The sequence below is a fragment of the Actinomadura sp. GTD37 genome, from assembly GCF_041951365.1.
In the GTDB taxonomy this organism is placed as follows: Bacteria; Actinomycetota; Actinomycetes; order Streptosporangiales; family Streptosporangiaceae; genus Spirillospora.
Genome location: NZ_JBGNUS010000010.1, coordinates 67,864 through 93,022 on the forward strand (window position 1 = coordinate 67,864; position 25,159 = coordinate 93,022).

23 protein-coding genes are annotated in these 25,159 nt (G+C 74.8%); 12 read left to right on the plus strand and 11 right to left on the minus strand.

The genetic code is table 11. From position 1 onward, the window contains the following. Window positions 1–9 precede the first annotated feature (9 nt). On the plus strand, window positions 10–990 hold the full coding sequence (locus tag ACA511_RS35195) for an ATP-binding cassette domain-containing protein (RefSeq protein ID WP_375029179.1): 981 nt from the start codon (window positions 10–12) through the stop codon (window positions 988–990). Here ACA511_RS35195 and ACA511_RS35200 read toward each other — a convergent pair. Next, a complete protein-coding gene (locus tag ACA511_RS35200; RefSeq protein WP_375029034.1) occupies window positions 939–1,634 on the minus strand; it encodes a response regulator in 696 nt (231 codons plus the stop codon). The two genes, ACA511_RS35195 and ACA511_RS35200, sit on opposite strands and share 52 nt — an antisense overlap. Window positions 1,635–1,680: 46 nt before the next feature. Continuing rightward, window positions 1,681–3,309: an ATP-binding protein gene (locus tag ACA511_RS35205; RefSeq protein WP_375029035.1), complete on the minus strand. Its 1,629-nt coding sequence runs from the start codon at window positions 3,307–3,309 to the stop codon at window positions 1,681–1,683. Between the two features lie 157 nt (window positions 3,310–3,466). Between ACA511_RS35205 and ACA511_RS35210 the strand changes: the two genes are divergently transcribed. Genes ACA511_RS35210 through ACA511_RS35220 form a run of 3 tightly spaced genes read left to right on the plus strand, consistent with a single transcriptional unit; the run spans window position 3,467 to window position 6,345 of the window. After that, on the plus strand, window positions 3,467–4,360 hold the full coding sequence (locus tag ACA511_RS35210; protein WP_375029036.1) for an ABC transporter ATP-binding protein: 894 nt from the start codon (window positions 3,467–3,469) through the stop codon (window positions 4,358–4,360). Beyond that, the gene (locus ACA511_RS35215; RefSeq protein ID WP_375029037.1) at window positions 4,350–5,249 is read left to right on the plus strand and encodes an ABC transporter permease; all 900 of its coding nucleotides are present in this window, start codon (window positions 4,350–4,352) and stop codon (window positions 5,247–5,249) included. Before ACA511_RS35210 ends, ACA511_RS35215 begins: the two co-directional genes overlap by 11 nt. Window positions 5,250–5,271: 22 nt before the next feature. Continuing rightward, entirely contained in the window at window positions 5,272–6,345 is a 1,074-nt protein-coding gene (locus ACA511_RS35220; protein WP_375029038.1) for an ABC transporter substrate-binding protein, read from the plus strand. Window positions 6,346–6,415: 70 nt separating this feature from the next. Here the strand turns inward: ACA511_RS35220 and ACA511_RS35225 are convergent, their stop codons facing one another. After that, on the minus strand, window positions 6,416–6,916 hold the full coding sequence (locus tag ACA511_RS35225) for a hypothetical protein (protein WP_375029039.1): 501 nt from the start codon (window positions 6,914–6,916) through the stop codon (window positions 6,416–6,418). A 284-nt stretch (window positions 6,917–7,200) separates the two neighbouring features. On the opposite strand from ACA511_RS35225, the gene ACA511_RS35230 reads away from it, so the two are divergent. From ACA511_RS35230 to ACA511_RS35240, 3 genes are all read left to right on the plus strand, one after another. After that, complete coding sequence (locus ACA511_RS35230) at window positions 7,201–9,240, plus strand: DUF6077 domain-containing protein (RefSeq protein ID WP_375029040.1); 2,040 nt, start codon at window positions 7,201–7,203, stop codon at window positions 9,238–9,240. 112 nt (window positions 9,241–9,352) lie between these two features. Continuing rightward, a complete protein-coding gene (locus ACA511_RS35235; protein ID WP_375029041.1) occupies window positions 9,353–10,060 on the plus strand; it encodes a hypothetical protein in 708 nt (235 codons plus the stop codon). Between the two features lie 5 nt (window positions 10,061–10,065). Next, window positions 10,066–10,581 carry a hypothetical protein gene (locus ACA511_RS35240; RefSeq protein ID WP_375029042.1) on the plus strand — a complete coding sequence of 172 codons (516 nt, stop codon included), beginning with the start codon at window positions 10,066–10,068 and terminating at the stop codon, window positions 10,579–10,581. 61 nt (window positions 10,582–10,642) lie between these two features. Here ACA511_RS35240 and ACA511_RS35245 read toward each other — a convergent pair whose 3' ends face one another. Beyond that, window positions 10,643–12,061 (minus strand): alpha/beta fold hydrolase, encoded by a 1,419-nt coding sequence (locus ACA511_RS35245; protein ID WP_375029043.1) that lies wholly within the window; start codon window positions 12,059–12,061, stop codon window positions 10,643–10,645. A 157-nt stretch (window positions 12,062–12,218) separates the two neighbouring features. Between ACA511_RS35245 and ACA511_RS35250 the strand changes: the two genes are divergently transcribed. From ACA511_RS35250 to ACA511_RS35260, 3 genes are all read left to right on the plus strand, one after another. Continuing rightward, window positions 12,219–13,628, plus strand: a complete 1,410-nt coding sequence (locus tag ACA511_RS35250; RefSeq protein WP_375029044.1) for an aldehyde dehydrogenase family protein — start codon at window positions 12,219–12,221, stop codon at window positions 13,626–13,628. Window positions 13,629–13,817: 189 nt separating this feature from the next. After that, window positions 13,818–14,567 carry a hypothetical protein gene (locus tag ACA511_RS35255; RefSeq protein ID WP_375029045.1) on the plus strand — a complete coding sequence of 250 codons (750 nt, stop codon included), beginning with the start codon at window positions 13,818–13,820 and terminating at the stop codon, window positions 14,565–14,567. 60 nt (window positions 14,568–14,627) lie between these two features. After that, complete coding sequence (locus ACA511_RS35260) at window positions 14,628–15,479, plus strand: helix-turn-helix domain-containing protein (protein WP_375029046.1); 852 nt, start codon at window positions 14,628–14,630, stop codon at window positions 15,477–15,479. A gap of 41 nt (window positions 15,480–15,520) precedes the next feature. On the opposite strand, the gene ACA511_RS35265 is transcribed toward ACA511_RS35260, so the two are convergent. The 3 genes from ACA511_RS35265 to ACA511_RS35275 are packed head-to-tail and all read right to left on the minus strand — an operon-like array spanning window position 15,521 to window position 17,906. After that, window positions 15,521–15,850 (minus strand): DMT family transporter, encoded by a 330-nt coding sequence (locus ACA511_RS35265; RefSeq protein ID WP_375029047.1) that lies wholly within the window; start codon window positions 15,848–15,850, stop codon window positions 15,521–15,523. Next, window positions 15,850–16,719, minus strand: coding sequence for an LLM class flavin-dependent oxidoreductase (locus ACA511_RS35270; RefSeq protein ID WP_375029048.1), 870 nt, complete (start codon window positions 16,717–16,719; stop codon window positions 15,850–15,852). Before ACA511_RS35270 ends, ACA511_RS35265 begins: the two co-directional genes overlap by 1 nt. A gap of 38 nt (window positions 16,720–16,757) precedes the next feature. Further along, window positions 16,758–17,906, minus strand: coding sequence for a helix-turn-helix domain-containing protein (locus ACA511_RS35275; protein ID WP_375029049.1), 1,149 nt, complete (start codon window positions 17,904–17,906; stop codon window positions 16,758–16,760). 128 nt (window positions 17,907–18,034) lie between these two features. On the opposite strand from ACA511_RS35275, the gene ACA511_RS35280 reads away from it, so the two are divergent. Then, window positions 18,035–18,829 carry a class II aldolase/adducin family protein gene (locus ACA511_RS35280; RefSeq protein ID WP_375029050.1) on the plus strand — a complete coding sequence of 265 codons (795 nt, stop codon included), beginning with the start codon at window positions 18,035–18,037 and terminating at the stop codon, window positions 18,827–18,829. A 35-nt stretch (window positions 18,830–18,864) separates the two neighbouring features. On the opposite strand, the gene ACA511_RS35285 is transcribed toward ACA511_RS35280, so the two are convergent. Continuing rightward, window positions 18,865–20,304 (minus strand): ATP-binding protein, encoded by a 1,440-nt coding sequence (locus ACA511_RS35285; RefSeq protein WP_375029051.1) that lies wholly within the window; start codon window positions 20,302–20,304, stop codon window positions 18,865–18,867. 103 nt (window positions 20,305–20,407) lie between these two features. After that, complete coding sequence (locus ACA511_RS35290) at window positions 20,408–22,054, minus strand: FAD-dependent oxidoreductase (protein WP_375029052.1); 1,647 nt, start codon at window positions 22,052–22,054, stop codon at window positions 20,408–20,410. A gap of 117 nt (window positions 22,055–22,171) precedes the next feature. Between ACA511_RS35290 and ACA511_RS35295 the strand changes: the two genes are divergently transcribed. Then, window positions 22,172–23,227, plus strand: a complete 1,056-nt coding sequence (locus ACA511_RS35295; protein ID WP_375029053.1) for a Gfo/Idh/MocA family oxidoreductase — start codon at window positions 22,172–22,174, stop codon at window positions 23,225–23,227. Here the strand turns inward: ACA511_RS35295 and ACA511_RS35300 are convergent. Both ACA511_RS35300 and ACA511_RS35305 read right to left on the minus strand, forming a co-directional pair. Next, a complete protein-coding gene (locus tag ACA511_RS35300; protein ID WP_375029054.1) occupies window positions 23,221–24,057 on the minus strand; it encodes an endonuclease/exonuclease/phosphatase family protein in 837 nt (278 codons plus the stop codon). The two genes, ACA511_RS35295 and ACA511_RS35300, sit on opposite strands and share 7 nt — an antisense overlap. 8 nt (window positions 24,058–24,065) lie before the next feature. Continuing rightward, entirely contained in the window at window positions 24,066–25,085 is a 1,020-nt protein-coding gene (locus ACA511_RS35305; protein WP_375029055.1) for a hypothetical protein, read from the minus strand. Window positions 25,086–25,159: the final 74 nt, after the last annotated feature.

Here is a 25,159-nt window from a genome sequence, read left to right on the forward strand (position 1 = left end):
CCGGTGCCGATGATCGAGGCCGAGGACGTCGTCAAGTCGTTCACCGTCCGGGCGCGCTCGGGCGGCCTGCGGCGGTCCCGCACGGCCGTGCGCGCGGTGGACGGCGTGTCGTTCGCCGTCGAGCCGGGCGAGTTCGTCGGGTACCTCGGCCCGAACGGGGCCGGGAAGTCCACGACGATCAAGATGCTGACCGGGATCCTCACCGCGTCGTCCGGCACGCTGCGGGTCTGCGGGCTGGACCCGTCGCGGCGGCGCACCACGCTCGCGCGCAGGCTCGGCGTGGTGTTCGGGCAGCGGACCACCCTGTGGTGGGACCTGCCGCTGCGCGACAGCCTCGCCCTCGTCCGGCGCCTGTACCGGGTGGAGGCGGCGGCGCACCGGGCGCGGCTCGCGGAGCTGACGGCCCTGCTGGAGCTGGAGCCGTTCCTGGACACCCCGGTCCGGCAGCTCAGCCTCGGCCAGCGGATGCGCGGCGACCTCGCCGCCGCGCTGCTGCACGATCCGGAGCTGCTCGTCCTGGACGAGCCGACGATCGGCCTCGACGTGGTGAGCAAGGCGACCGTCCGCGACTTCCTGGAGCGCATCAACGCCGAGCGCGGCACCACGATCCTGCTCACCACGCACGACCTCGGCGACATCGAGCGGCTCTGCCGCCGCGTCATGATCATCGACCATGGGCGGCTCGCCTACGACGGCGGGCTGGACGAGCTGCGCCGCACCGTGGACGCCGACCGGCTGCTGGTCGTCGAGCTGGCCCGGCCTGGCCCGCCGATCACCGTGGACGGGATCGGGGCCGAGCGGGTGGAGGGGCCGCGGCAGTGGCTGCGGCTGCCGCGGTCGGCGAACGCGGCGGCGGTCATCGCCGAGCTGGCGCGCGCCCACGAGGTCCGCGACATCGCGCTCCGCGAGTCCGGGATCGAGGAGGTCCTCGCCGGGCTCTACCGGGGCGACCACGCGTACTGGTGCTCCGGGCGCCCGGTGGCGCCGTAGCGGAGCGTCACCACGACCCGGCCGGCCTGGGCGAGCGCGGCCAGGTAGCGCTGGGCGGTGGCGCGCGAGACGCCGACCTCGTCGGCGATCTCCGCGGCGGAGCGGGGCGCCTCCGCCCGCCGCAGCGCGTCGCCGACCAGCCGCGCCGTCACCGGCGACTGCCCCTTGGGCGGGGCCGGCCGGTCGTGCAGCGGCGCGTGCAGGGCGCGGACCGCGCCGTCCACCACGGCCTGCGACAGCTCGCCGCCGCCGGACAGCGCCGCCCGGTAGCGGGCGTAGGCGGCGAGCCGCGCGTTCAGCGCGGCGGCGGTGAACGGCTTGATCAGGTAGTGCAGGGCGCCGTGCCGCAGCGCCTCCCGCACGATGCCGGCGTCGGCCGCCGCCGTGGCCATGATGACGTCGGCGTCCAGTTCGGGCAGCAGGGACAGGCCCGAGGCGTCCGGCAGGTAGACGTCCAGCAGGACGAGGGCGGGCGCCAGCTCGGCGGCCATGGACCGGGCCTGCGCGGCGGTCTGCGCGACCCCGGCGACGGCGAAGCCGCGCAGCGCCGCCACGAACTTCGCGTGCACCTGCGCGACCCGGAAGTCGTCGTCCACCACGAGGACGTCGATCACCGCCCCGCCCCGCTCGTCCGCCCCGCTCATCGCACGGCCCCGTCCATCGCCCCGCCCCGTCGATCGTCCCGCCCGTTCATCGCACGGCCTCCGCGCCCAGCACGCCGGGGATGCGGGCGACCGCCACGGCCCCCGCCCCGCCCGGGCCGCACGACCCGGCGTCCACGAACGTCACGTCGCCGCCGCGGGCGCGGGCGGTGCGGCGCGCCAGGCCGAGGCCCAGCCCGCGCGACCGGCCGGCGAGGGTGTCGCGGGTGGAGACGCCGTCGTCGAACACGGCGTCGCCGAACCCGTCCGGCAGGCCGTCGCCGGAGTCGGTGACGGTGATGTGCAGGTCGCGCCCGTCGCCGAGCAGCTCGACCTCGACGCGGGCGGGCCGCCGGCGGCCGAGCCGCGCGGCCTCCACGGCGTTGTCGGCCAGGTTGCCGACGACGGTCGTCACGTCGAGGGGGTCGACGACGCGGCCCGGCACGAAGCTGCCCGGCCCGATGTCGAGCCGCACGCCCTTCTCCGCCGCGACGGCGGACTTGGCCGACAGGAACGCGCGCAGGTAGGGGTCCGACAGCGGGTCGGGCAGGGTGTCGGGCGCGGGGGCGCGGTGGGCGGCGTCCTCCATCAGCGTCCCGATGTAGTCGGCGGCCTCCTCGCTGTGCCCGAGCTGGAGCAGCCCGGACAGCGTGTGCAGCCGGTTGGCGTACTCGTGCCGCTGCGCGCGCAGCGCGTCGAAGAGCGTGCTGACCGAGTCCAGCTCGCGGGCGAGCGTCTCCAGGTCGGTGCGGTCGCGCAGCGTGATGACGGCGCCGAGGTCGCGGCGGTCGCGGCGCACCTCCCGCCGGTTGACGACGAGCACCCGCTCCCCCGCCGTGACGAACAGGTTCGCGGCCTCGCGCTCGCCGGTCAGGACGTCCCGCAGCGTCCCCGCGGGGGCGAGGTCGCCGGCGGGCGCGCCCCGCTCGGGCGTGACGGCGAGCAGCCGGGCCGCCTCGTCGTTGCACACCGCGATCCGCCCGGCGGAGTCGACGGCCACGACGCCCTCGCCGACGCCGTGCAGCACCGCCTCCCGCTCGTGGACCAGCTCGACCAGCTCGTACGGTTCGAGGCCGAGCGTCTGCCGCTTCAGCCGCCGCCCGATCGCCGCGGACGCCGCCACGCCGAGCAGGACGGCGCCGGCGACGAACAGCGACGTCTCGCGCAGCACGTGCCCGAGCTCCCGGTCGATCGCGCGGGCGTCGAACCCGACGCTGACCTCGCCGAGCACGCCCCCGTCCCGCCCGTAGAGGGGCACCTTGCCGCGCGCGGACAGGCCGAGCGTGCCCTGCTCCACCCGGACGACCTCCCGCCCGGCGAGCGCGTCGGACGGGTCGGTGCTCACCCGCTCGCCGAGGCGGTCCGGGTTGGGGTGGGACAGCCGCATGCCGCGGTTGTCGGTGACCACGACGAACAGCGCCCCCGTCCGCACGCGGATCCGCTCGGCCCGGTCCTGGACCAGGCGCCCGGGGTCGCCCGCCGCGACCGCGTCCCGGATCTCCGGGTCGACGGCGACGGCCCGCGCGACGCTGAGGGCCCGCTGGCCGTACTGGTCGCGCAGCCGGCCGTCCAGCATCCAGGCGACCAGCCCGTATCCGAGGACGGCCACCACGACGACCACGCCGACCTGGAGGATCAGGACCTGCCGGGCGAAGGAGATGCGGGGCCGGACGGACATGACGTGTCACCGTAATCGATGCCGTCCCGGCCGCCCAGCCCCCCGCGAGCACAACGAGCAGAAGCCCCGGTAACGCACGCAACGCGGGGATTCGCGGCTTGCGAGCACATCGCGGGCAAGGGTTCCGGTGACGTGCGCGGATTCGTACGTTGCGGCCGTGTCCGAACGAGCAGAGTCCGAACGAGCAGAGTCCGAACGAGCAGAGTCCGAACGAGCAGAGTCCGAAGAAGAGAGCCCCGAGCGGCCCCCCGGCGGGCCCGTCATCGAGCTGGACGGCGCCGCCAAGCGCTTCCGGTCGGCCGGCGGCGTGCACACGGCCGTCCGGGACCTGCACATGTGCGTGGGTCCCGGCGAGTTCGTCGCCGTGGTCGGCCCCACCGGCTGCGGCAAGTCGACCACCCTGTCCCTGGTGTCCGGCCTCGAACCGGCGTCCGAGGGGCGCGTCCTCGTCCACGGCAGGCCGGTGGACGGCATCCCCGAGGGCGTCGGCTACATGTTCCAGAACGACGCCGTCCTGCCGTGGCGGTCCGTCCTGGACAACGTCGCCGCCGGGCCCCGCTACCGGGGCGCGTCCCGCCGCGCGGCCCGCGACCGCGCCCGCGACTGGGTCGCGCGGGTCGGCCTCGCGGGCTTCGAGGGCTACTACCCGCATCAGCTGTCCGGCGGCATGCGCAAGCGCGTCGCGCTCGCGCAGACCCTGGTGAACGAGCCGTCGGTGCTGCTGATGGACGAGCCGTTCTCCGCGCTCGACGTCCAGACCCGCGGCCTCATGCAGGACGAGCTGCTGCGCCTGTGGTCGGGGTCGGGGGCCGCCGTCGTGTTCGTCACCCACGACCTGGAGGAGGCGCTCGTCCTGTCCGACCGCGTCGTGGTGATGACCGCGGGCCCCGCCACCGTCAAGGCCACGTTCGACGTGCCGCTCGACCGGCCGCGCGACGCCGAGGAGGTCCGCCTCACCGGCGCGTTCCTCGACATCTACCGCGAGGTGTGGGACTCGCTGCGCGAAGAGGTCCAGATCACCCGGGAGAGAGGGGCCGGCCATGCCGCGTGACGCGGGACTCGCCGAGAGGCCGCCGGCGGCGGGGACGGCGGCCGGGGCGGGCGACCACCGCGAGCTGGCCGCCATCGCGCGGGCGCGGACCGCCGGGCTGCGCCGCGCCCTCGGGATCAACGCCGTCCGGTTCGCGCTCGTCGCGGCGTGGCTCGGCTCGTGGGAGCTGGCCGCCCGGCACTGGATCGACCCGTTCTACTACTCGATGCCGTCGAAGATCTGGGAGCGGCTCGCCGGGTGGTTCACCGACGGCACCTCGCAGGGCTCGATCTGGGAGCAGATCTCCGTCACGCTGCAGGAGGCCGTCGCGGGCTTCGCGCTCGGCGCGGCCGGCGGCGTGGTCCTCGGCATCGTGCTCGGCCGCAGCCGGTTCCTGTCGGACGTGTGCGCGCCGTTCATCAAGGCCGTCAACGCGATCCCGCGCATCATCCTGGCCTCGCTGTTCATCATCTGGTTCGGCCTCGGCATGCAGTCCAAGATCGCGACGGCGTTCGTGCTGGTGTTCTTCGCGGTGTTCTTCAACGCCTTCCAGGGCGCCCGCGAGGTCGACCGGAACCTGGTGAACAACGCGCGGATCCTCGGCGCGGGCCGGCTCCAGGTGCTGTGGACGATCGTGGTGCCGAGCGCCACCTCGTGGATCCTCGCCTCCCTGCACTCGGCGTTCGGATTCGCCATCATCGGCGCGATCGTCGGCGAGTACACCGGCGCCGACAAGGGCCTCGGCCTGCTCATCAACCACTCCCAGGGCACCTTCGACTCGGCCGGGATCTACGCCGGGATGATCATCATCACGGTGCTGGCCCTGCTCGCCGAGTGGCTGCTCACGCTGCTGGAGGGCCGGCTGCTGCGCTGGCGCCCCGCCGTGTCCGGCCACGACGTCCAGATCTGAAACCCCCGTCAGGAGAACCGCCATGCCCATCAGCCGGCCCACCAGCAGGCCCAGCACCGCCGTCCGGGCGAGCGCCGCCGCGCTCGCCGCCCTCGCCGCCCTGGCGTCCCTGTCCGCCTGCCGCGACTCGCGGGGCGGCGGGGACGGCGGCTCCGGCGGCACCGTCAAGATCATGGTCGGCGGGATCGACAAGGTGATCTACCTGCCGGCCGAGCTGACCGAGCGGCTCGGCTACTTCAAGGAGCAGGGGCTCGACGTCCAGCTGCTCACCGAGCCCGCGGGCGCGCAGGCCGAGAACGTCCTCATCTCGGGGGACGTGCAGGGCGTCGTCGGGTTCTACGACCACTCGATCCACCTGCAGACCAAGGGCAAGTGCGTGGAGAGCGTGGTGCAGATGGCCGACGTCCCCGGCGAGGCCGAGATGGTGGCGGCGTCGAAGGCGGGCAGGCTGTCGTCTCCGGCCGGGTTCAAGGGCAAGAAGCTCGGCGTCACCAGCCCGGGGTCGTCCACCGACTTCCTCACCCGGGCGCTCGCCGTCCGGAACGGCGTGAAGACGTCCGACTACACGACGGTGAAGGCGGGCGCGGGCCAGACGTTCATCTCCACGCTGGACAACGGCGGCATCGACGCGGGCATGACGACCGACCCCACCATCGCCAAGCTGCTCAGCACCGGCAAGGCCGAGGTCATGGTCGAGATGCGGACGGAGGAGGGCACCCGCGCGGCCCTCGGCGGGCTCTACCCGTCCAGCTCGCTGTACATGGACTGCGCGTACGTGCGGTCGCACCCGGCGACCGTGCAGAAGCTCGCCAACGCGTTCGTGAAGACGCTCGGCTGGATCGAGCGGCACGAGCCCGCGGAGATCGCGGCGAAGATGCCGGCGGACTACGCGGGCGGCGACCCGAAGCTGTACGAGAAGGCGGTCGGCGACTCGATCAGCATGTTCAACGGGGACGGCGTCATGAAGCCGGACGCGGCGGAGAACGTCCTGAAGGTGCTGGCGCAGTTCTCCCCCGAGGTGGGCGAGCAGAAGGACCGGATCGACCTGTCGAAGACCTACACGACCCAGTTCGTGACCAAGGCGAAGCAGTCCTGACCTGGGTGGGGCGGTCCTGAGCGGCGCCGCCGGAGGGCGGGCCGGGTCCCTCGCGCGGAGGCCCGGCCCGTCAGCGCATCCGCCGGTCGGCGTGCCTGCCGTCGCGCTCCATGGCGGAGTAGAAGTCCATGTCGGGGGCGTCGTCGTCGCGCCGGGAGCTCCAGCGCCGCGGCGCCCACGCCGGCATCAGCAGGGCGAGGCCCATCATCGCGTACAGGCCGGTGCCGAGCAGCATGCGCAGCCCGGCGTCCATGTCGCCCGCCGGCGGCACCTTGCCGGGCAGGTCGAGGACGCGGCCGGGGTCGACCAGGAACCAGGCGGTGCAGCCGAGCAGCGCCAGCGCGGGCACCAGCGAGACCAGCGGCGAGGCCCACCGCGCGAGGATGATCACGCCCATCACCAGCCCGACCGCGGCGAGCAGGGCGAACGCGCCGTAGATGCGGGTCCGGTCGGTGATCTCCTGCCCGGTGCCGTCGAAGGACTGGCCGGCCTGCACGTACCCCCAGGCCGCGCCGTAGACCAGCGCGGGTGTCAGCAGGACGCCCAGGACGAAGCCGAACGCATGGCGCACCGCGCATCACATCCATTCGCACGCGCCCGCCACTGGGCGCGCATGATTCCGGTAGCGCCCCCATGACAGCATGCGAAACGGGTATAGCGCAGTAAATCTGCATTAATGACCCCGTTCAGCGATCTTCTCTGCCTCACCCGGGTTCGGCTGTCAACTCCTTGGCCGGTTGCGGCGTCGCATATAAACAAGATCGCCGCAGGGCTCCGCGCCCGGCCGCTCCCGGTCCCCCGCCGGCAGGGCGCATCCGCGGCAGGCGCGCGCATGCACGCACAAGGGGGAACCGGATGGTGCAGCTGCTGGACCGCTCGATCGTCTCGCGCGGCGGAGGCCCACCGGGCTCCACACGGACGACCCGGCTCGTGGACGGCGTCACCGACGGCATCGTCGTGTCGTTCGCGGCCTGGACCGTGATCTACCATCTCGGCCTGCTGATCCGGCCGCCCACCTCGGTCCTGCTCGCGATGTGGCTGCTCAGCGCCTGTGCGCTCGCCGCCCTGTGCGCCGCCCGGCGCGGCTGGTGGACCGGCCCGCCGCCCCCGGGCCCGCCGCGGACGCGGACCGCCCCGCGCGCCCTCGCCGCGGTGGCGATCGTCGCGGGCGTCGCGGCGGGCGCCTGCGCGGGCCTGCACGACTCGGGCGTCCCGTGGTGGTGCGCGTGGGCGCCGGGGATCGTGAGCGCCGCCGCGTCCGCCGCCTGGATCCTGCGCCGGACGGGGAGCGGTGCCCGGACCGCCGGCGACGGGCCGGGCGCGGCCGCGGCGGGCGCCGGCCGGGACGAGACCCGCTGGGGGACTCCGCTGGCGCTGCTGACCGGCGCCGGGTTCGCCGTCGCGTCGCTGTTCATCGTCAACTCCGACGGAGACGACGCCTACTTCGTCTCGCGCTCGGTGGCCGCGGCGGCGACCGGCCGGATCCCGCTGAAGGACGTCGTCTTCACTCCCGGGACGTCGGGCCCGATCGCGGGCGAGCCGCCGGTGGCCTCCATCGAGGTCCTCGCCGGGGCCGTCGCGCGCCTGCTCGGCGTCCCCGCCGCGTCGTTCGTCTGGTACGTGGTCCTGCCGCCGGCCTCGTTCCTGGCGATCTGGGCGCTGTGGCGGCTCGTCCGGGCCTGGGCGCCGCGCCGCGCCCCCCTCTGCTTCGCGGTGGCGGCGGTCTACCTGCTGTGGACGGGGACGAGCGCGGCGTCGTTCGGCTCCTTCCACCTCCCGCGCCTGTGGCAGGGCAAGGCCGTGCTGGTGTCGGTGCTGCTCCCGCTCCTCTTCGTCTACCTGACCCGGTGGGCCGAGCGGCGGTCCCGCGCGGACCTCGCGCTGCTCGCCGCGGCCGGAGTCGCCGCGGCGGGGCTCACCTCGTCCGCCGCGTTCGTCGTGCCGCTGGTCGCGGGCGCCGCGGCCGCCGCTTTCGCCGCCGCCGGGCGGTTCCGGGCGGCCGCGGGCGCGTGCGCGGCGGCGGCCTATCCGATCGCGTGCGGTCTCGTGGTCGTGCTGTTCCACGACGACACGAGCGTGGCCGGGAGGGTCCACGACGCGGCCGGCGGCTGGCGGTGGGTCCTGCTGCAGTCGGCGCCGGGCGTGCTCGCGGGCTGCGCGCTGTGGCTCGGGCCCTGGACGGCCCGCCGCGGCGTCCCCGCGCTGATCGTCGCGGGCGTCGCGGGGACGCTGACCGTCCTGCTGCTGCCCGGCGTCCTGGAGACGGCCGCCCGCCTGACGGGCGCCGGCCAGGTGCTCTGGCGGACGATGTGGCTCGTGCCCGCGCCCGTCCTGATCGGGCTGCTCGCCGCGGTGCGGATCCCGATGCCGGGCCGGGCGGGCCCCGTGCCCGCCCTCGCGGCCGCCGCGCCCGCCGCCGTCCTCGTCACGGCGATCGTGGCGGGCGGGACGCCGGTGTGGTCGAACGCCAACGGATCGATCGTCGCGTCCCGCCCGGCGTGGAAGGTGTCGGCGCAGGCCGTCGGGACGGCCCGCAACGTGGTGGGCTTCGCGGGGCCGGACTCCCTCGTCCTGATGCCGACCGGCTACATGCGGGTCGTGCCCCTGCTGACCGCCCGGACGCACGCGGTGAACCCGAACGGCCACTACCTGCACATGCTGCCCCTCCCCGCGCAGGCCGTCGACGACCGGCAGGTGCTCACCGACGCCGTCCGCCTGCGGTACGGCCCGAAGCCGGCGCAGGCCGCGGTCACCGCGGCGCTGCGGCGCACCGGCGTGGACGTGGCGTGCGCGTGGCGCCGCGACCCGCGTGGCCTGGCGCTGCTCAGGAACGCCGGTTTCGGCGACGACCGGCGGGTCGGGCGGCTGCTCTGCCTCCGCCCGCCGGGGGGCTGATCCCGCCCTCGCGCGCCGGACCCGGCGCTTGACCGTTTCGTAGTGGTTCGTTTTGAACGCCTTTGACCGGGCATCGCGGTCTCATTCGATCCGACGCACGTTGGAGGAGACAATGTCCACCGCGATATGGGTCGTCATCGCCGTAGTCGTTCTCGCCGCGCTCGCCGCGGCCGCGTACCTGCTGCGGAGCAGGTCCCGGACGCGGCGGCTCAAGCGGCGGTTCGGCCCCGAGTACGACCGGGCCGTGCGGAGCGAGGGCGGCCGTGCCGCCGCGGAGCGCGAGCTGCGCTCCCGCGAGGAGCGCCACGGCGAGCTGGAGCTGCGCGACCTCGACCCGCGCAAGCGCGAGCAGTACCGCGAGCAGTGGGTCCGCGTTCAGGAGCGTTTCGTCGACGCGCCGGAGGCGGCCGTCGAGCAGGCCGACGGGCTCGTCACGGTGGTGATGGGCGAGCGCGGCTACCCGACGCACGGGTTCGAGGACAAGGTCGCCCACCTCTCCGTGGAGCACGGCCGCACGATGGACCACTACCGGCGCGCCCACGCGATCAGCGGTCGGGCCGCGTCCAAGGAGGCGTCCACCGAGGACCTGCGGCAGGCGATGGTGCACTACCGCGCCCTGTTCGAGGAGCTGCTGTCCGCGCCCGCCGGGGAGCGGGCCGGCGCGGAGCAGCTCGGCACGGAGCAGGCCGGCCGGGGGCGGGTCGGCCGCCATGCCGCGGACGAGCCCGCCCGCGAGGTGCGCGCCGGCCAGGCGCCGCCCGCCCCGACGGCCGCCGGCCCGGCGGCCGGGCGCCGCGACGACGAGACCCCGAGGAGCTGACCCCCATGGAGCACAGGCGACGCGATGGGCGGGTGCCGGGCCCCGTCGCCGCCGGCGACACGCACGTCGCCGGTCCCGCGCCCGAACCCGCCGTGCTGGACGCGCCGGAGCCCGTCCCCGACACGTCCCCTGACCCGATGCCCGCCGCCGAGCCGATGCCCGCGGCGGACCCGGTCCCCGGCAACGCGGGCCGCGACGAGGCCGGTCTCCCCTCTCCGGCGCCCACCGGCGGCCCGGCCCCGGCCGCGGTCCCGGACGGGCTGTTCGACCCGGCCGAGACCGAGCGGTTCCGGGAGCGGTGGCGCGAGGTGCAGTCCGCGTTCATCGACGATCCGGGCGGCTCGGTGCGCAAGGCCGACGAGCTGGCCGCCGAGGCGGTCGAGGCGCTCGGGCGGGCGATCGCCGGGCACCGGCGGACGCTGTCGGACGCGGCGGAGGGCGGCGGCCGCGGCGACACCGAGCGGCTCCGCCTGGCGCTGCGCGGCTACCGGGACCTCCTGGACCGCATCTACGCCTCCTGACCGGACGCCTCCGGCCGTCCGGACCCGGGCGCCCCCGCGGCGGCGCGGGGGCGCCCGTCCGTCAGCCGTTCAGGAACCGGTAGACCGCTTCGCGGCCCTGCGTCCCGCGTTCCCGGTTCTGGATGGAGTGCGAGGCCCCTTTCACCACGACGAGCCGGCCGCGGGGCGCGTAGCGGAGTTCCTCCCGCGCCCATTCGAGCGGCGTGGACAGGTCGCGGTCGCCGTTCAGGAGCAGCACCGGCACGGAGATCTCCGTCCGGCGCGGCTCGGCGGTGTGCCGCGACCAGGGCCAGTTCAGGCATTCCTGGACGAACCCGTTGCCCACGGCCGTGTCGGCGGTGAACGGCCAGGTGGCCCGCGCGGGCAGGTGCGTGCGCGTCCGCTCCAGCGCGGCCCTGCGGCGGGCGACCGGGGTCTCGGACGTCCCCCAGGGGAAGTGGCCGTCCCCGCAGATCGTCGCGATGTGCAGGCCGGAGCTGTAGTGGGCGACGTCGTCGCCGCCGGAGTCCAGGATCCGGAGCAGCCCGTCGAGCCGCGCCGGGTCCCCGTGGCGGGCCTCGTGGATCGCCGCCACCGCGTCGCCCCGGCCGCCGGGCAGGGAGTCGTCGTTCCGGTAGGTCGGGTCGAGGAACTCGTAGGACACCAGCATGTCCCAGACGAGGACCGCGTCCGCGCGGTGCCGGGCGAGCCAGGCCAGGTCCTCGGCGGGGTCGAACCCGCAGGCGGGCGCGGCCTCGCAGGCGTCCCGCAGGACGCGCGCGGTGGCCCGCAGGCCCGTCAGGTAGAGCATCTCGTCGCGCTGCGGGTCGGCGTGCGGGAGCACCGAGTCGAGGACGAGCCGGCTCACCCGCTCCGGGTACCGGACGGCGTAGCCCGCGCCGGTCATGGTGCCGTAGGAGACGCCGTCGACCGTCATCGCCCGGACGCCGAGCGCCCGGCGCAGCAGGTCGAGGTCGCCGACGGTCTGCTCGGTGGTGAAGTAGTGCCGCCGGTCGCCGAGGACCGCCGCGCACTCCCCGACCGCCGCGGGCGGGGGCGGCTCGATGTCGCTGCTCCCCACCGCCGCCTGGAGCCCCGGGCAGTCGATCGCGCCGAACTCGCCGGTGCCGCGCTGGTCGATCATGACGAGCCGGTAGTTCTTCGTGAGCTCCGGCATCCGCGCGGAGATGCCGTCGATGAACGGGACCCCCGGCTGGCCCGGCCCGCCGGTCAGGAACAGCAGCACGCCCTTGGGCGCGCCGGCGTTGTCCGCCGCCGCCACCTGAAGCCTCAGGCTGCCTGCGCCGGGCCGCCGGTGGTCCAGCGGGACGGTCAGGAAGGAGCAGGTGAAACCCGGTTTGCCCGCGCAGGGGCGGGAGTCCGCGAGCCGCGGCGCGGACGGGCCGGGCGGGGACGCCGTGGGTGCCGCGGCCGCCGTCGCCCCGCCGGATACGGCGAGGGCGAGGGTGAGGGCGAACACCGTGATGGTACGTGGTCGCATGTGATGATCATCACTCGGATCGGCGGCTCCGTCGCGGACCCCGCCGCATCCGGCCACCGGCGCGCCGCGCGAGGTTCCGGGCTCCGGCGCTCGTCAAGACGGGCGGCGAGGGTGAATACTGAATCTCGTTCGGTAACCCCTGAGCGGAGGATCAACGGTGTCCGAGACCTTCTCGATGACCATCGACGGCGCGTCCGTCGACGCGCCCGGGACCTTCGGCGTGATCAACCCGGCGACCGGCGAGGTCGCCGAGCGGGCGCCGGACGCCTCCCGGGAGCAGCTCGACGCGGCGATGGCGTCGGCGCAGGCCGCCCTCGCCGAGTGGCGCCGCGACGAGGCCGTGCGCCGCAAGGCGCTGCTCGCCGCGGCCGACGTCATGTTCGCCCGCGCCGAGGAGATCGGCCGCATCCTCACCCTGGAGCAGGGCAAGCCGCTCGGCGACGCGACCATGGAGGTCGTCGGCGCCGGCGTGTGGCTGAAGTACTTCGCCGAGCTGGAGCTGCCCCGCGAGATCATCCAGGACGACGACCACGCGCTGGTCGAGGTCGTCCGCCGGCCGATGGGCGTGGTCGCCGCGATCACCCCGTGGAACTTCCCGCTGCTGCTCGGCGTGTGGAAGATCGCGCCGGCCCTGCTCGCGGGCAACACGATGGTCCTCAAGCCGTCCCCGTTCACCCCGCTGTCCAGCCTGAAGCTCGGCGAGGTGCTGCGGGACGTCCTGCCGCCCGGCGTGCTGAACGTCGTCTCCGGCGGCGACGAGCTCGGCGCCTGGATGACCGGGCACGACGTGCCCCGCAAGATCAGCTTCACCGGCAGCGTGGCGACCGGCAAGCGCGTCGCGGCCGCGGCGGCGCCCGACCTGAAGCGCGTCACGCTGGAGCTCGGCGGCAACGACCCGGCGATCCTGCTGGACGACGCCGACCCGGCCGCGGTCGCCGACCGGCTGTTCGGCGCGGCGTTCCAGAACAACGGCCAGGTCTGCTCGGCGATCAAGCGCGTGTACGTGCCCGCGGCGCTCTACGGCGACGTCGTCGACGCGCTCGCCGAGCGGGCGAAGGCCGCCAAGGTCGGCGACGGCATGGCGGAGGGCGTCCAGTACGGGCCGGTCAACAACAGGCCGCAGTACGAGCGGGTGGCGGAGCTGGTCGCGGACGCGCTCGCGGGCGGCGCCCGCGCGGCGGCGGGCGGCAAGCCGATCGACGGGCCCGGCTACTTCTTCGAGCCGACGATCCTCGCCGACATCGAGGACGGCGCGCGGATCGTGGACGAGGAGCAGTTCGGCCCCGCCCTGCCGATCGTGAAGTACACCGACCTCGAGGAGGCGCTCGCCCGCGCCAACGGCACCCACTTCGGGCTGTCCGGCTCGGTGTGGGGGGCCGACGCCGACCGGGCCGCCGAGGTGGCCGGGCGGCTGGAGTGCGGCACCGCCTGGGTCAACACCCACCTGGCGCTCTCCCCGAACCAGCCGTTCGGCGGGTTCAAGTGGAGCGGCGTCGGCGTCGAGAACGGCCCGTGGGGCCTGTACGGGTTCACCGAGCTCCAGGTGATCCACCGCTCGAAGCACTGAGCGCCCCGCGCGTGGCGGGCCCGGCCGGCGGCCGGGCCCCTACCCGTTCCGGCCCCGTATTGCATGAGCGGAAAGTCACGACTTCGAGTCCGGAAAGTGACATGGCCACTACTGGTGGTCCCGTCCTGGAATGGGACACTTTCTGAGCGGGGGCCGTGGAGACCGCACCGCGACCTGTGAAGGAGCCGCATGCAAACGTGGGACGTCATGCGCCGGGACGATCTCGGCAACACCTTCCATGTGGCCGCCCATGATTCACGGATATCGGCCTTGGCCCAGGTCATGGCCCTGGAGAGCGGCGTCCGGAACGAGCAGGACTACTGGGTGGACGGCCCGCCGGGGCCCGCCGTCCGCACCAACCGCGACCTCTACCTCGTCTTCCTGTACCTCGGCCAGGAGGCGCGGGCGGCGTCCTGGTCGCTGTCGGCGTTCCTGCGCTCCCTGTGGAAGATCAGCGCTCCGCTGAGTGACCAGACCCGCCTGGAGCCCGACGACGTGGCGGCGATGTTCGCCGCCGCGTCCACCGCCCCGCCCGCCGACTTCGACCCGGCGTGGAGCGGCAAGGACCTGTCGCTCCCCGGCGCCGAGCCCGGCGGGTACGCCGACTGGGAGCGGGTCCTGCTGTCCCAGATCGCCGACCTGGAGGACTTCCTCGCCCGTCCGCCGGGCCCGCAGGCGCGGTTCGGCGCGGACGCGCCCCGCCCGCCCGGGTCGGGCGCCCGCGCCACCCCGGCCCGCTGGTTCAACTTCGACCCGGCGACGTACCTGGAGTGCGCCGTCGCCGGCAGCCTCGGCGGCTGGGACGCCGCGGACGGCGCCCGCGTGCCGCTGCCCACCCGCCCGGGGGAGCCGCCCGCGCGCTCCTACGTCCGCACGATCACCACCATGACCTGGGGCGATCTCGCGCGCATCGCCGTGTGCGGGCAGGTGTACGAGTAGCCCGCCGGGCCCCGTCCCGCCGGCCCGGTCCTGTCGGGGCCGCGTGGTAGGACTGGGACCATGAGCGACAGACCGGTCGAGGTCGCCGACCGGGGCGGCTGGTGGCTGGCGCGGGGGCGCCCGCACCCCGCGCTGCGCCCGTTCCTGCGCTCCTACGACGGCTACTGGGAGACCGCCGCCGTCCCCACCCGGATGCGCACGCTGCCCACCCGCACCACCGTCGTGATCATCAACCTTGGCCCGCCGCTGTACCTGGCCGTCCCCGACCCCGGCGTCCGCGACCGCGCGTACGCCTCGTTCGTCGCCGGGATGCACGACGGCCACGGCATGTACGTGAGCCCCGGCGGGCAGCGCGGCATCCAGCTCGACGTGACGCCGCTCGGCGCCTACACGCTGCTCGGCGTCCCGATGGCCCGCCTCGCCAACGCCGCCGCCGACCTGGCCGACCTGCTCGGGGGCACGGCGCGCACGCTGGTGGAGCGGCTCGCCGACGCCCCGTCCTGGGCCGCGCGCTTCGACATCCTGGACGCCTTCCTGCTGCGCCGCCTCGACGCGGGGCCCGTCCCCGACCGGGAGGTGGCGCGGGCGTGGCGGCTGCTGGACGGCGGCCCCGGCGTCACGGTCGCGGGCCTCGCCGCCGACGTCGGCTGGAGCCGCAAGCACCTGACGCACCGGTTCCGCGAGCAGGTGGGGCTGCCGCCCAAGACGATGGCGCGGGTGCTGCGCTTCCGGCGCGCGGTCGAGATGCTGGCCGGCGGCGCCGGGTTCGCCGAGGCCGCGGCGGCCTGCGGCTACTACGACCAGGCCCACCTCAACCGCGAGTTCCGCGCCCTGTCCGGCTGCACGCCGACCGAGCTGATCGGCGGGCAGCTCGAACAGCAGCGCGTCAGCACGCTCGCCGAGCCCGCCTGACGCCGGACGCGCGGGCGCACGGGCGGCGGGCGGGCGGCGGGTCAGCCCTGGTGCACGCCGCCGCCGAGGTTCATCACGATGACCCCGGCCACGATGATCGCCGCGCCGGCGATCGCGACGGGCCTGACCGGCTCGCCGAACAGCAGGACGCCGCCGGCGAACGCGCCGACCGTCCCGAGCGCGGACCAGATCGCGTACACCGGGCCCACGTTCAGCGACGTCAGCGCCTTGGCCATGAAGACGAACGAGATCAGGTACCCCGCCACCACGATCAGGGACGGCCCCAGCTTGCTGAACCCCTCGGAGGCGCGCATCGCCAGCGTGGCGGTGACCTCGAAGGCGATCGCGAAGGCCAGCAGGACGAACGGCATCAGCGGGCCTCCCCGTACTCGGCGGCGATCGCCTCGAAGACCTTCATGTCGGCCGCGAACGGCGTGCCGGGACGCGGCCAGTGCAGCGCCACCTCCGTGATCCCCATCTCGGCGTAGCGTCCCGCGAGGTCGGCGAACGCCCCGGGCGACTCCAGCCACGGCTCGCCGGTGAAGCCCGTCAGGAGGATCAGGTCGTCGAGCTCGCGGCCCTCCGCCTCGCAGGCGCCCTTGAGCGCGGCCAGCCGGGAGCGCACGACGTCCTGCGGGGCGCCGCCCCCGCCCTCGCCGGTGGTCACCCATCCGGCGCCGTGCCGGGCGGCGACCCGCATCCCGCGCGGCCCGTTGCCCGCGATGACGAACGGGACGCGGGGGCGCTGGACGCAGCCCGGCTCCTCGACGACCTCCCGCGCGGTGTAGTACGTCCCCTCGAAGGACGTCTCCGGGTCGGTCAGCAGCCGGTCGAGCAGCTCCGTCCACTCGGCGAAGCGCGACGCGCGCTCGCCCGGTGTCCACTCCTCGCCGCCGAGGACGCCGGCGTCGCTGGTGCGCCTGGTGCCGCCCGCCCCGACGCCCACGGTCAGGCGCCCGCCGCTCACGTGGTCGATCGTCTTGACCGCGTGCGCGGTGGGCACGGGGTGCCGGAAGTTCGGCGAGGTCACCAGCGTGCCGATCCGCACCCGCGAGGTCACCGCGGCGGCCGCCGCGAGCGTCGTGTACGCGTCGTACCAGGGCGTCGTGCCGCGCCAGGCGAGATGGTCGTAGACCCAGGCGTGCCGGAACCCGAGTTCCTCGGCGCTCCGCCACAGCTCCCCCGCCTCCGGCCAGGACCGCATCGGCCACATGACGGTGCCGATCCTCGGTGTGCCCACCCGTTCCTCCGTCCCCGTCGCCCGGTGATCCCCTCCCATCATGTCGTGCCGTCCGCGAGCCAGTGGTGCAGGGCCCACCACCAGTTCGCCGTCCGCGACACGGCCGCCCCGCCCGCCGGGTCGTACAGCGGGCGGCCGGTCAGCTCCCGCAGCCGCCTCATCCGGTACTTGACGGTGTTCCCGTGGACGTGCAGCGCCGCGGCCGTCGGCCCGATCCGGCCGCCGTGGTCGAGGTAGGCGAGCCCCGTCTCCGCCAGCTCCCGGTGGAACGACTCGGCCGGGTCCAGCCCGGACAGCAACGCGGCGGCGAGCAGCCCGCCCAGCTCCGGCTCGGCCCCCGTGACGGTGAGCAGCGCGAGGTCGGCCAGTTCACGCAGGCCGGTGAGCCCCGCCGCGGCGCCCGCGCGCAGCGCCCGGCGGCTCGGCCCGTACATCGTCGCGACACCGGCGGGCCGGGCCGGCGGCGCGGCCACCAGCAGCGGGCCGCCGCCCCGCGCCGCACCGGGCGCCGGGTCCGGCAGCCGCGCGACCAGGGCGGCGAACCGGCCGTCCACCAGCCCGCACAGCCCCGGGCCCGCGGCGGTCAGCTCCGTCTCCAGCCGCGCCGCCACCGCCGGGTCGCTCACGTCGGACACCACGCAGTGGTACGGGACGGCCGCGTCGAGGGGCGCGGCGACCGGCACGGACTCGCCGTGCAGGAGCTGCCGGAGCATCTGGCCGCGCTCCTCCCGCGCGGTGCGCGTCGTCTCCAGCTCGGTGACCCGGTGCGCGTGCACCATCCGGTGGACGAGGGCGGTGGTGATCTCGTCGATGCGTGTCACGCCGTCCAGCAGCGCGGCGTCCGGCACGCCCCGGCGGCGGCCCTCGTCGACGAGCGTGCGGACGAGGTGGGCGCGGCCCGCCTGGAAGCCGTCCAGGAACGCCGCGACGGGGACGCCCTGCCGCGCCCGGTCCGAGCCGAGCCGCTCCGCCGCGGCGAGCACCTCCCCGCTCGGCCCGCCGTCCTCCAGCGCGGCGAGGACCCCGCCCACCAGGGCGCGGACGTGCCGCCGGGTCTCCTCCTCGGGCAGCGCCGCCACCAGCTCCGACCGGCTCCGGGCGGCGCGGACCGTCGCCTCCAGCAGCACCGCGTCCCCGCTGTGCTCGATCAGCAGCCGCAGGAACCGGTCGCTCGTCCCGGCCTCCATGCTCCCATTCTGCCGTCCCGTTGTCCCGTCCGGACAATCGGACGCGGGTCACTTGGACCGCTCCGGTCTAGCCGCAACCCCCGGCGATGGTGTTCGGTGGGGGCAGCCGAGCCCGAGGAGTGCGCCGAATGTCCGACGAGGACGAGTTCCTGGAGAAGCTGCCGACCGACCTGATCTTCCGGCTGCCGCCCGCGTTCGACGACGTCGCGGACGAGCGCCGGCACCGCAAGGAGCGGCTGACCGCCGCGCTCCGCATCTTCGGGAAGTTCGGCTTCGAGGAGGGCGTGGCGGGGCACATCACCGCCCGCGACCCCGAGCGGACCGACCACTTCTGGGTCAACCCGTTCGGCATGTCCTTCAAGCACATCAAGGTCAGCGACCTGATCCTGGTGAACCACGAGGGCAAGGTCGTCGAGGGCCGGTACCCCGTCAACGAGGCCGCGTTCGCGATCCACTCGCAGGTGCACCAGGCGCGCCCGGAGGTGGTCGCCGCCGCGCACAGCCACTCCACCCACGGCAGGGCGATCTCCGCGCTCGGCCAGAAGCTGGAGCCGATCACGCAGGACGTGTGCGCCTTCTACCAGGACCACGGCCTGTTCGACGACTACACCGGCGTCGTCACCGACCTGGAGGAGGGCAAGCGCATCGCCGCCGCCCTCGGCGGCCACAAGGCCGTCATCCTGCGCAACCACGGCCTGCTCACCGTCGGCGACACCGTGGACGCCGCCGCCTGGTGGTTCATCACGATGGAGCGCTCGTGCCAGGTGCAGCTCCTCGCCAAGGCCGCCGGCCAGGTCGTCCCCATCGAGCACGACAACGCCGTCCTCACCCACGAGCAGATCGGCAACGACCTGGTCGGCTGGATCAACTACCAGCCGCTCTACGACCAGATCACCAGGGAGCAGCCCGACCTGTTCGAGTAGGCCGGCCCTGACGGGCCGGTCCTAGTGGGCCGGCCTTAGTGGGCCGGGTCCTCGGCGGCGGCTTCGGTGAGCGGGAGCAGGACCTCGAACCGGGTGTCCCCCGGCAGGGACCGCACCCGGATGTCGCCGCCGTGCCTGCCGACGACGATGCGCCAGGAGATGTCGAGGCCGAGGCCGGTGCCCTGCCCGACCGGCTTGGTCGTGAAGAACGGCGTGAAGATCCGGTCGATGTTCTCCTCCGGGATGCCCATGCCGGTGTCGCCGATCTCCACGAGCGCGTGATCGTTCTCCCGCGCGGTGCGGACGGTGAGGGTGCCCGAGCCCTGCATCGCGTACAGCGCGTTGACGATCAGGTTCGTCCAGACCTGGTTCAGCTCAGCCGCGTAGACGGGGACGGGCGGCAGCGACTCGTCGTAGTCGACCTTCAGCGTCACGTCCGGGCCGAACTTGCGCTTCAGCATCGTGAGCGTGCTGTCCAGCAGCCCGCGCAGGTCGGTCCGCTGGTAGGCGGCGCGGTCGAGCTGGGAGTACTGGCGGGCGGAGTCCAGCAGCGCGGTGATGCGGCCCATCGCGTCGGAGATCTCCGCCTGCAGCTGCGCGACCTCCAGCACCTCGGCGAGCCACCGCATCGCCGCCGGCAGGTGCCCGCCCGCCGCGGCCTCGACCTCCTCGGCCTGCTCGATCCCGACCCCCGCGGCGACCAGGCCGGGGGCGAGGTCCCAGGCGTCGCCGACGCCGTGGTCCTCCAGCCAGTCGCCTAGCTCGTCCTCGCCGTCGCTGACCTCCAGGGGGCTGCGGCGGCCGCCGGGCGGCGCGGGCAGCGCGGGGCGCAGCGAGACCAGCGCGCTCAGATGCGTGCAGTCGACGCCGTGCGCGGCGAGGTCGGCGAGGCTCTGCTGCGCGGCGAGCAGCCGGTCGCCGAGCTCGGCGCTGGCCCGCGCGGCGGCCGCGGCCGGATTGTTCAGCTCGTGGGTGAGCCCCGCGGTGATCGTGCCGAGCGCGGTGAGCCGCTCGCGCTGGTCCACGATCCGCCGCGCGTTGGACATCCCGAAGAAGATGCCCTCCAGCAGGTGCGTCGCCATCGGGAACCACTTGCGGACGGCCTTGGCGAACTTGCGGGCCGGCAGCACGAACACCCGCGCCGGGCTCGTCGCCCGCAGCGAATGCTGGTACTTCTGCTCGATCTTGTCGCCCAGGTACGCCTGCACGGCCCCGCCGTAGGTGCCGGGACGGTCCGTCCGGCTGACCTCGACCGCGTGGCTCCGCACGGTCTGGGTCATCACCATCTCGCCGTCCAGCAGCACGTACAGGAACTCGGCGGGGTCGCCCTGCGCGCAGATCACGCCGTCGGCGGGATACTCCTCGACCGTCCCGCACAGCGACAGCCAGCCGAGCTGCTGCTCGTCGAGGGCCTCGAAGAGGAACAGCCCGCGCAGCTCCTCCGGTGACGCGCTGCCCGCATTCGCTTCGCTCATGCCCGCTCCCTGCGAGGAGACGACCCGCGCGCCCCCCGGTCCGCTCCGCTCATACGCGCCACCTGCGGGGGGACGACCCCCCGCACCCCCCGGTTCGCTTCGCTCATGCCTGCTCCAAATAGCGGTGGACGAGCGCGACCGCCATCGCGCCGTCGCCGACCGCCGAGGCGACGCGCTTCATCGACTCCGCGCGGACGTCGCCCGCGGCGAACACCCCGGGGACGCTGGTCTCCAGGTGGTAGGGCTGGCGGGCGAGCGGCCAGCCCGCCGGGCGGCGGCCGCCGGCGACGAGGTCCGGGCCGGTCAGCACGTAGCCGCGCGGGTCGCGCTCGACGAAGCCGTCCAGCCACGCGGTGCCGGGTTCGGCGCCGATGAACACGAACAGCCAGTGCGCGTCGATCGTCTTCTTGCCGGCCGGGGACGCGAAGGTGAGCCGCTCCAGCCGGGCGGCGCCGTCCGCGCCGCACACGGTCTTGCCGGTGTGGACCTCGATGTTGGGCGTCGCCGCGATCTGCTCGATCAGGTAGTGCGACATCGACCGCTCCAGGCCGTCCGCCCGGACGATGATGTGCACCTTCTTCGCGTACCGGGCGAGGTACACGGCGGCCTGCCCGGCCGAGTTGGCGCCGCCGACGACGGCGACCTCCTCGTCCTTGCACGCCGGGGCCTCGGTGAGCGCGGCGCCGTAGAACACGCCGCGCCCGACGAAGGCCTCCACGCCCTCGGCGTTGAGGCGCCGGTAGGACACGCCGGTGGCGATGATCGCGGCGTGCGCGGCGATCTCCGTGCCGTCCGACAGCCGCGCCACCCGGGCGGTGCCGCGCGACTCCAGCGCGATGACCTCCCCGGCCTGCAGCAGCTCGGCGCCGAACCGGTCGGCCTGCCGGCGGGCCCGGTCGGCGAGCTGCGCCCCCGTCACCCCGTCGGGGAACCCGAGGTAGTTCTCGATGCGGGAGCTCTGCCCCGCCTGCCCGCCGAGCGCGCGCCGCTCGACGACGACCGTCCGCAGCCCCTCGGACGCCCCGTACACCGCCGCGCCGAGCCCGGACGGCCCGCCGCCGACGACGATCAGGTCGTAGAACCCGGTGGACGGCGTGCTGGACAGCCCGATCGCGTCGGCCAGCTCGGCGTCGGACGGCGCGGCCAGCGCGGTGCCGTCCGCCTGCACCACGAGGGGCAGCTCCGGGGACCCGGCGGCCTCGACCAGCCCGGCGCCCTCGGTGTCGGTGTCCATCAGCCAGGTGTAGGGGACCTGGTGGCGGGCGAGGAAGTCGCGGACCTCGTAGGACCGGGACGACCAGCGGTGCCCGACGACCCGCAGCTGGCCGGGGGGCCGCCGGTCCTCCCGGGCCCACGCGTCCAGCAGCTCGTCGATCACCGGGTAGAACTTCTCCTCCGGCGGGTCCCACGGCTTCAGCAGGTAGTGGTCGAGGTCGACGTCGTTGATCGCGCGGATCGCCGCGTCGGTCTCGGCGTAGGCGGTGAGCAGGACGCGCCGCGCGAACGGGAACAGGTCCATGGCGTGCTCAAGGAACTCCACGCCGTCCATCTCGGGCATCCGGTGGTCGGCGAGGAGCACGGCGGTGTCCTCGCCGCGGAGCCGCAGCTCGCTCAGCGCGTCCAGGGCGTCCCGCCCCGAATCGGCGCGCACGATCCGGTACGACTCGGCGTAGCGGCGGCGCAGATCCCGTGCGACGGCCCGGGACACGCCCGGATCGTCGTCGACGGTCAGCAGCACTGGTTTCGGCAACGCGTCCCCCTCGTCCGGAATGCCCCGGGATAAAAGCCTACGTGGGCGGGGGGCCTCGCCGCACGCGCGGGCACCCCGCCGCCCCGCCGCGCCCGCGCCATCGGTCATGATCGGGGGATGGACCTGCGTGTTGCGCTGATCGGATTCGGCACCGGCGGCTCGGTGTTCCACGCCCCGCTGATCTCGTCCGTCCCCGGGCTTCGGCTGGCCGCGGTCGTCACCCGCGCGCCCGAGCGGCAGCGGGCCGCCCGGGAGCGGTACCCGGAGGCGGACGTCGTGGACCGGGCCGACCGGCTGTGGAGCGCGCCGGGCGCCTACGACCTCGTGGTCGTCGCCGCGCCGAACCGGCAGCACGTCCCGCTGGCCCGGACGGCGCTGACCGCGGGCGTCCCCGTCGTCGTGGACAAGCCGGTGGCGGCCTCGGCGGCGGACGCCCGCTCGCTCGCCGCGCTGAGCGCCGTCCGGGGGCTGCCGGTGTTCCCATACCACAACCGGCGCTGGGACGGCGACTACCTGACGGCGGCGCGCCTGATCGCCTCCGGGGCCCTGGGCGGCGTCCAGCGGTTCGAGTCCCGCTTCGAACGCTGGCGGCCGGAGGTGAAGGAGAGCTGGAAGGAGAGCACCGACCCCCGCGACGCGGGCGGCATCCTGTTCGACCTCGGCTCCCACCTCGTCGACCAGGCGATCGCCCTGTTCGGCCGGCCGAGCCGCGTCTACGCCGAACTCGACACCCGCCGCGGCGGCGCGACCGCCCCCGACGACGCGTTCGTCGCCCTCACCCACCCCGGCGGCGTCCGCTCCCACCTCTGGATGAGCGCGACCGCCGCCCAGCCGGGCCCGCGCCTCCGGGTGCTCGGCGGCCGCGCGTCCTACACGGTCTCCGGGATGGACCCGCAGGAGGACCAGCTGCGCGCGGGCCTCACCCCGAAGGACCCCGGCTACGGCATCGCCGCGCCCGAGTCGCACGGCGTTCTCGGCGTCCCCGGCGAAGCGGCCCCCGAGCCCACAGCGCCGGGCGCCTACCAGGAGTTCTACGCGGGCGTCGTGCGGACCCTCCGGGACGGCGCGCCGCCGCCCACCACCCTCTCGGACGCGATCACCGGCCTGGAGGTCATCGAGGCCGCCGCCCGGTCCGCCGGCGAGGGCGCCGTGGTCGGCCTCGACGCTCAGTAGCGCAGGTCGGCGAGCACGCCGTAGTGGTCGGACGCGACGACCCCGTCGACGGGCCGGTCGCCGAGCAGCTCGCAGCGGACGGGGTGGCCGGCGCCGCCCGCGCGCGGCCAGGCCGAGAAGACGTAGTCGATGCGCCGGTCCGGCCACAGCACGGGCCGCGTCCAGTGGTCGGCCCGGCTCCAGGTGTGCCCGGCGGTGCCGTCCCCCGCCGTCGCCCACGCGTCGTAGAACACCACGCCGGGCGCGGCGACGGCGGCGCGGCCGGTCAGCATGCGGATCTCGTCGGAGTCGGGGTCGGCGTTGAAGTCGCCCGCGACGACGACGGGCGCGTCCCGCCCGGTCGTCTCCCGCACGTAGCCGCCGAGGGCCCGGACCTGCTCCTGCCGCTGCGCGCTGTGCCCGAGTTTCCAGCCGAGGGCGGCGCCGAACAGGTGGAGGGCGCCGCGCGGCCCGTCCACCCTGGCGTGGACGGAGAGGCCGCCGTCCGCCCCCGCCCGGCCGCCGAGGCGCCGTTCGCCCACCTGGCCGAGCGGCCACCGCGACAGCACCGCGACCCCGGACCGGCCGCCGGGCGGCGCCCCCGACTCCCCGCCGCGGAACACGCTGTGCGGGAGGCCGAGCGCGCCGCCGAGCCGGCCGGCCTGCGTCTCGTCGTCGTCCTCCCATGCCTCGACCAGCACGAGGACGTCGGGGGCGGCCGCGCGGAGCACGCTGATGATCGCCGACTCGCGTTCGCGCCACGGGCCGTAGCGGTCCCAGACGTTCCAGGTCGCGACCCGGACCGTCGTCTCGATCGGCGGGCCGTAGGGCTGCTCGATGTCGTAGTTCACGCTCTCGATCAGAGCACGGAGACGTGGACGTGGTCGAAGTGGTTCTGGGTGACGCTGCCGCGGTCCTCCATCTGGCGCCAGCCGCCGCTGCCGCGCATGTCGTAGATGCGCTGCTTCCAGATGACGTACTTGATGCCGAGGCGGGAGGCGTTGTCGATGACGTACTGGGCTACGCGGTCGCCGTGCGCCTGGGCGGACGCGCTCGGCATCTGGCCGCCGGTGCTCTCCATGAAGTCGCAGGCGGTGCCGGAGCCGTGGTCCTGCGGGTCGCCGGGACGGGCGCAGCCGATGGTCGGGAACGGGCCGAACTTCCCGTCGATCTCCACCAGCGCCGTGCGCATGCGGGCGGTCATCGAGTTCCCGGCGATCGGGGACTTGGCGCCGCTGACGCCGTCGGGCCGGCCGCCGCCGCCGACGGGCGCCTTCGTCACCTCGGGCTTGTACTTGGCGAGCAGCTTCTTGACGCGGGAGCGCTGGCCCTCCAGGTCCTCGATCTCCTTCTTGACCGCGGCCAGCTTCTTCTTCGCCGTCTCGTCCGACCGCGCCGCCTCGGCGTCGAGCGCCCGGAGGTTCTGGATGCGGCGGCCGTTGTTGCGGCTGATGTGCTCGATGACGGCGGCGTCGTGGACGGCGGCGCCCGGCTCCGCCGCGGAGATCATCGGGATCACGTCGATCCGGCCGGTCATGTAGGTGCTGGACGCGAGCTGGGCGACGCCCTCGCGGGCGGCGTCGTACTCGCGGCCGACCTTCGCCGCGTCCGCGCCCGCGCGCACGGCGGCCTTCTTCGCCTCCTCCAGGGAGACGAGCTCGCCCCGGTACTCCTTCGACAGCTTCTCCGAGCGCGCCTTCAGCTCGGCGTACTCCTTCTTGAGATCCTTCGGCTCCTGCGGGAGGCCCGCGGCGCTCCCGGTCACCGGCGGCAGCGCCGCCGACAGCCCCGCCGCGAGGACGAGCGCGGTCAGCCGCCTCGCCGCCGTGCGCCCGCGCGCCGCACGGGCCGTCCTGCCGTCTGGATCGAGGGCCGCCACAGATCTCTCCTAGATAACAAAGCTCAGATTGGCGGCACGGTACCACAATCGCCCATTTAGTCTCAGACGCTTCA

Coding starts and splice junctions, on each gene's coding strand:
- ACA511_RS35195 (WP_375029179.1), top strand. CDS start 10: ATGATCGAGGCCGAGGACGTCGTCAAGTCGTTCACCGTCCGGGCGCGC.
- ACA511_RS35200 (WP_375029034.1), bottom strand. CDS start 1,634: ATGAGCGGGGCGGACGAGCGGGGCGGGGCGGTGATCGACGTCCTCGTG.
- ACA511_RS35205 (WP_375029035.1), bottom strand. CDS start 3,309: ATGTCCGTCCGGCCCCGCATCTCCTTCGCCCGGCAGGTCCTGATCCTC.
- ACA511_RS35215 (WP_375029037.1), top strand. CDS start 4,350: ATGCCGCGTGACGCGGGACTCGCCGAGAGGCCGCCGGCGGCGGGGACG.
- ACA511_RS35220 (WP_375029038.1), top strand. CDS start 5,272: ATGCCCATCAGCCGGCCCACCAGCAGGCCCAGCACCGCCGTCCGGGCG.
- ACA511_RS35230 (WP_375029040.1), top strand. CDS start 7,201: ATGGTGCAGCTGCTGGACCGCTCGATCGTCTCGCGCGGCGGAGGCCCA.
- ACA511_RS35235 (WP_375029041.1), top strand. CDS start 9,353: ATGTCCACCGCGATATGGGTCGTCATCGCCGTAGTCGTTCTCGCCGCG.
- ACA511_RS35240 (WP_375029042.1), top strand. CDS start 10,066: ATGGAGCACAGGCGACGCGATGGGCGGGTGCCGGGCCCCGTCGCCGCC.
- ACA511_RS35245 (WP_375029043.1), bottom strand. CDS start 12,061: ATGCGACCACGTACCATCACGGTGTTCGCCCTCACCCTCGCCCTCGCC.
- ACA511_RS35255 (WP_375029045.1), top strand. CDS start 13,818: ATGCAAACGTGGGACGTCATGCGCCGGGACGATCTCGGCAACACCTTC.
- ACA511_RS35260 (WP_375029046.1), top strand. CDS start 14,628: ATGAGCGACAGACCGGTCGAGGTCGCCGACCGGGGCGGCTGGTGGCTG.
- ACA511_RS35265 (WP_375029047.1), bottom strand. CDS start 15,850: ATGCCGTTCGTCCTGCTGGCCTTCGCGATCGCCTTCGAGGTCACCGCC.
- ACA511_RS35275 (WP_375029049.1), bottom strand. CDS start 17,906: ATGGAGGCCGGGACGAGCGACCGGTTCCTGCGGCTGCTGATCGAGCAC.
- ACA511_RS35280 (WP_375029050.1), top strand. CDS start 18,035: ATGTCCGACGAGGACGAGTTCCTGGAGAAGCTGCCGACCGACCTGATC.
- ACA511_RS35285 (WP_375029051.1), bottom strand. CDS start 20,304: ATGAGCGAAGCGAATGCGGGCAGCGCGTCACCGGAGGAGCTGCGCGGG.
- ACA511_RS35295 (WP_375029053.1), top strand. CDS start 22,172: ATGGACCTGCGTGTTGCGCTGATCGGATTCGGCACCGGCGGCTCGGTG.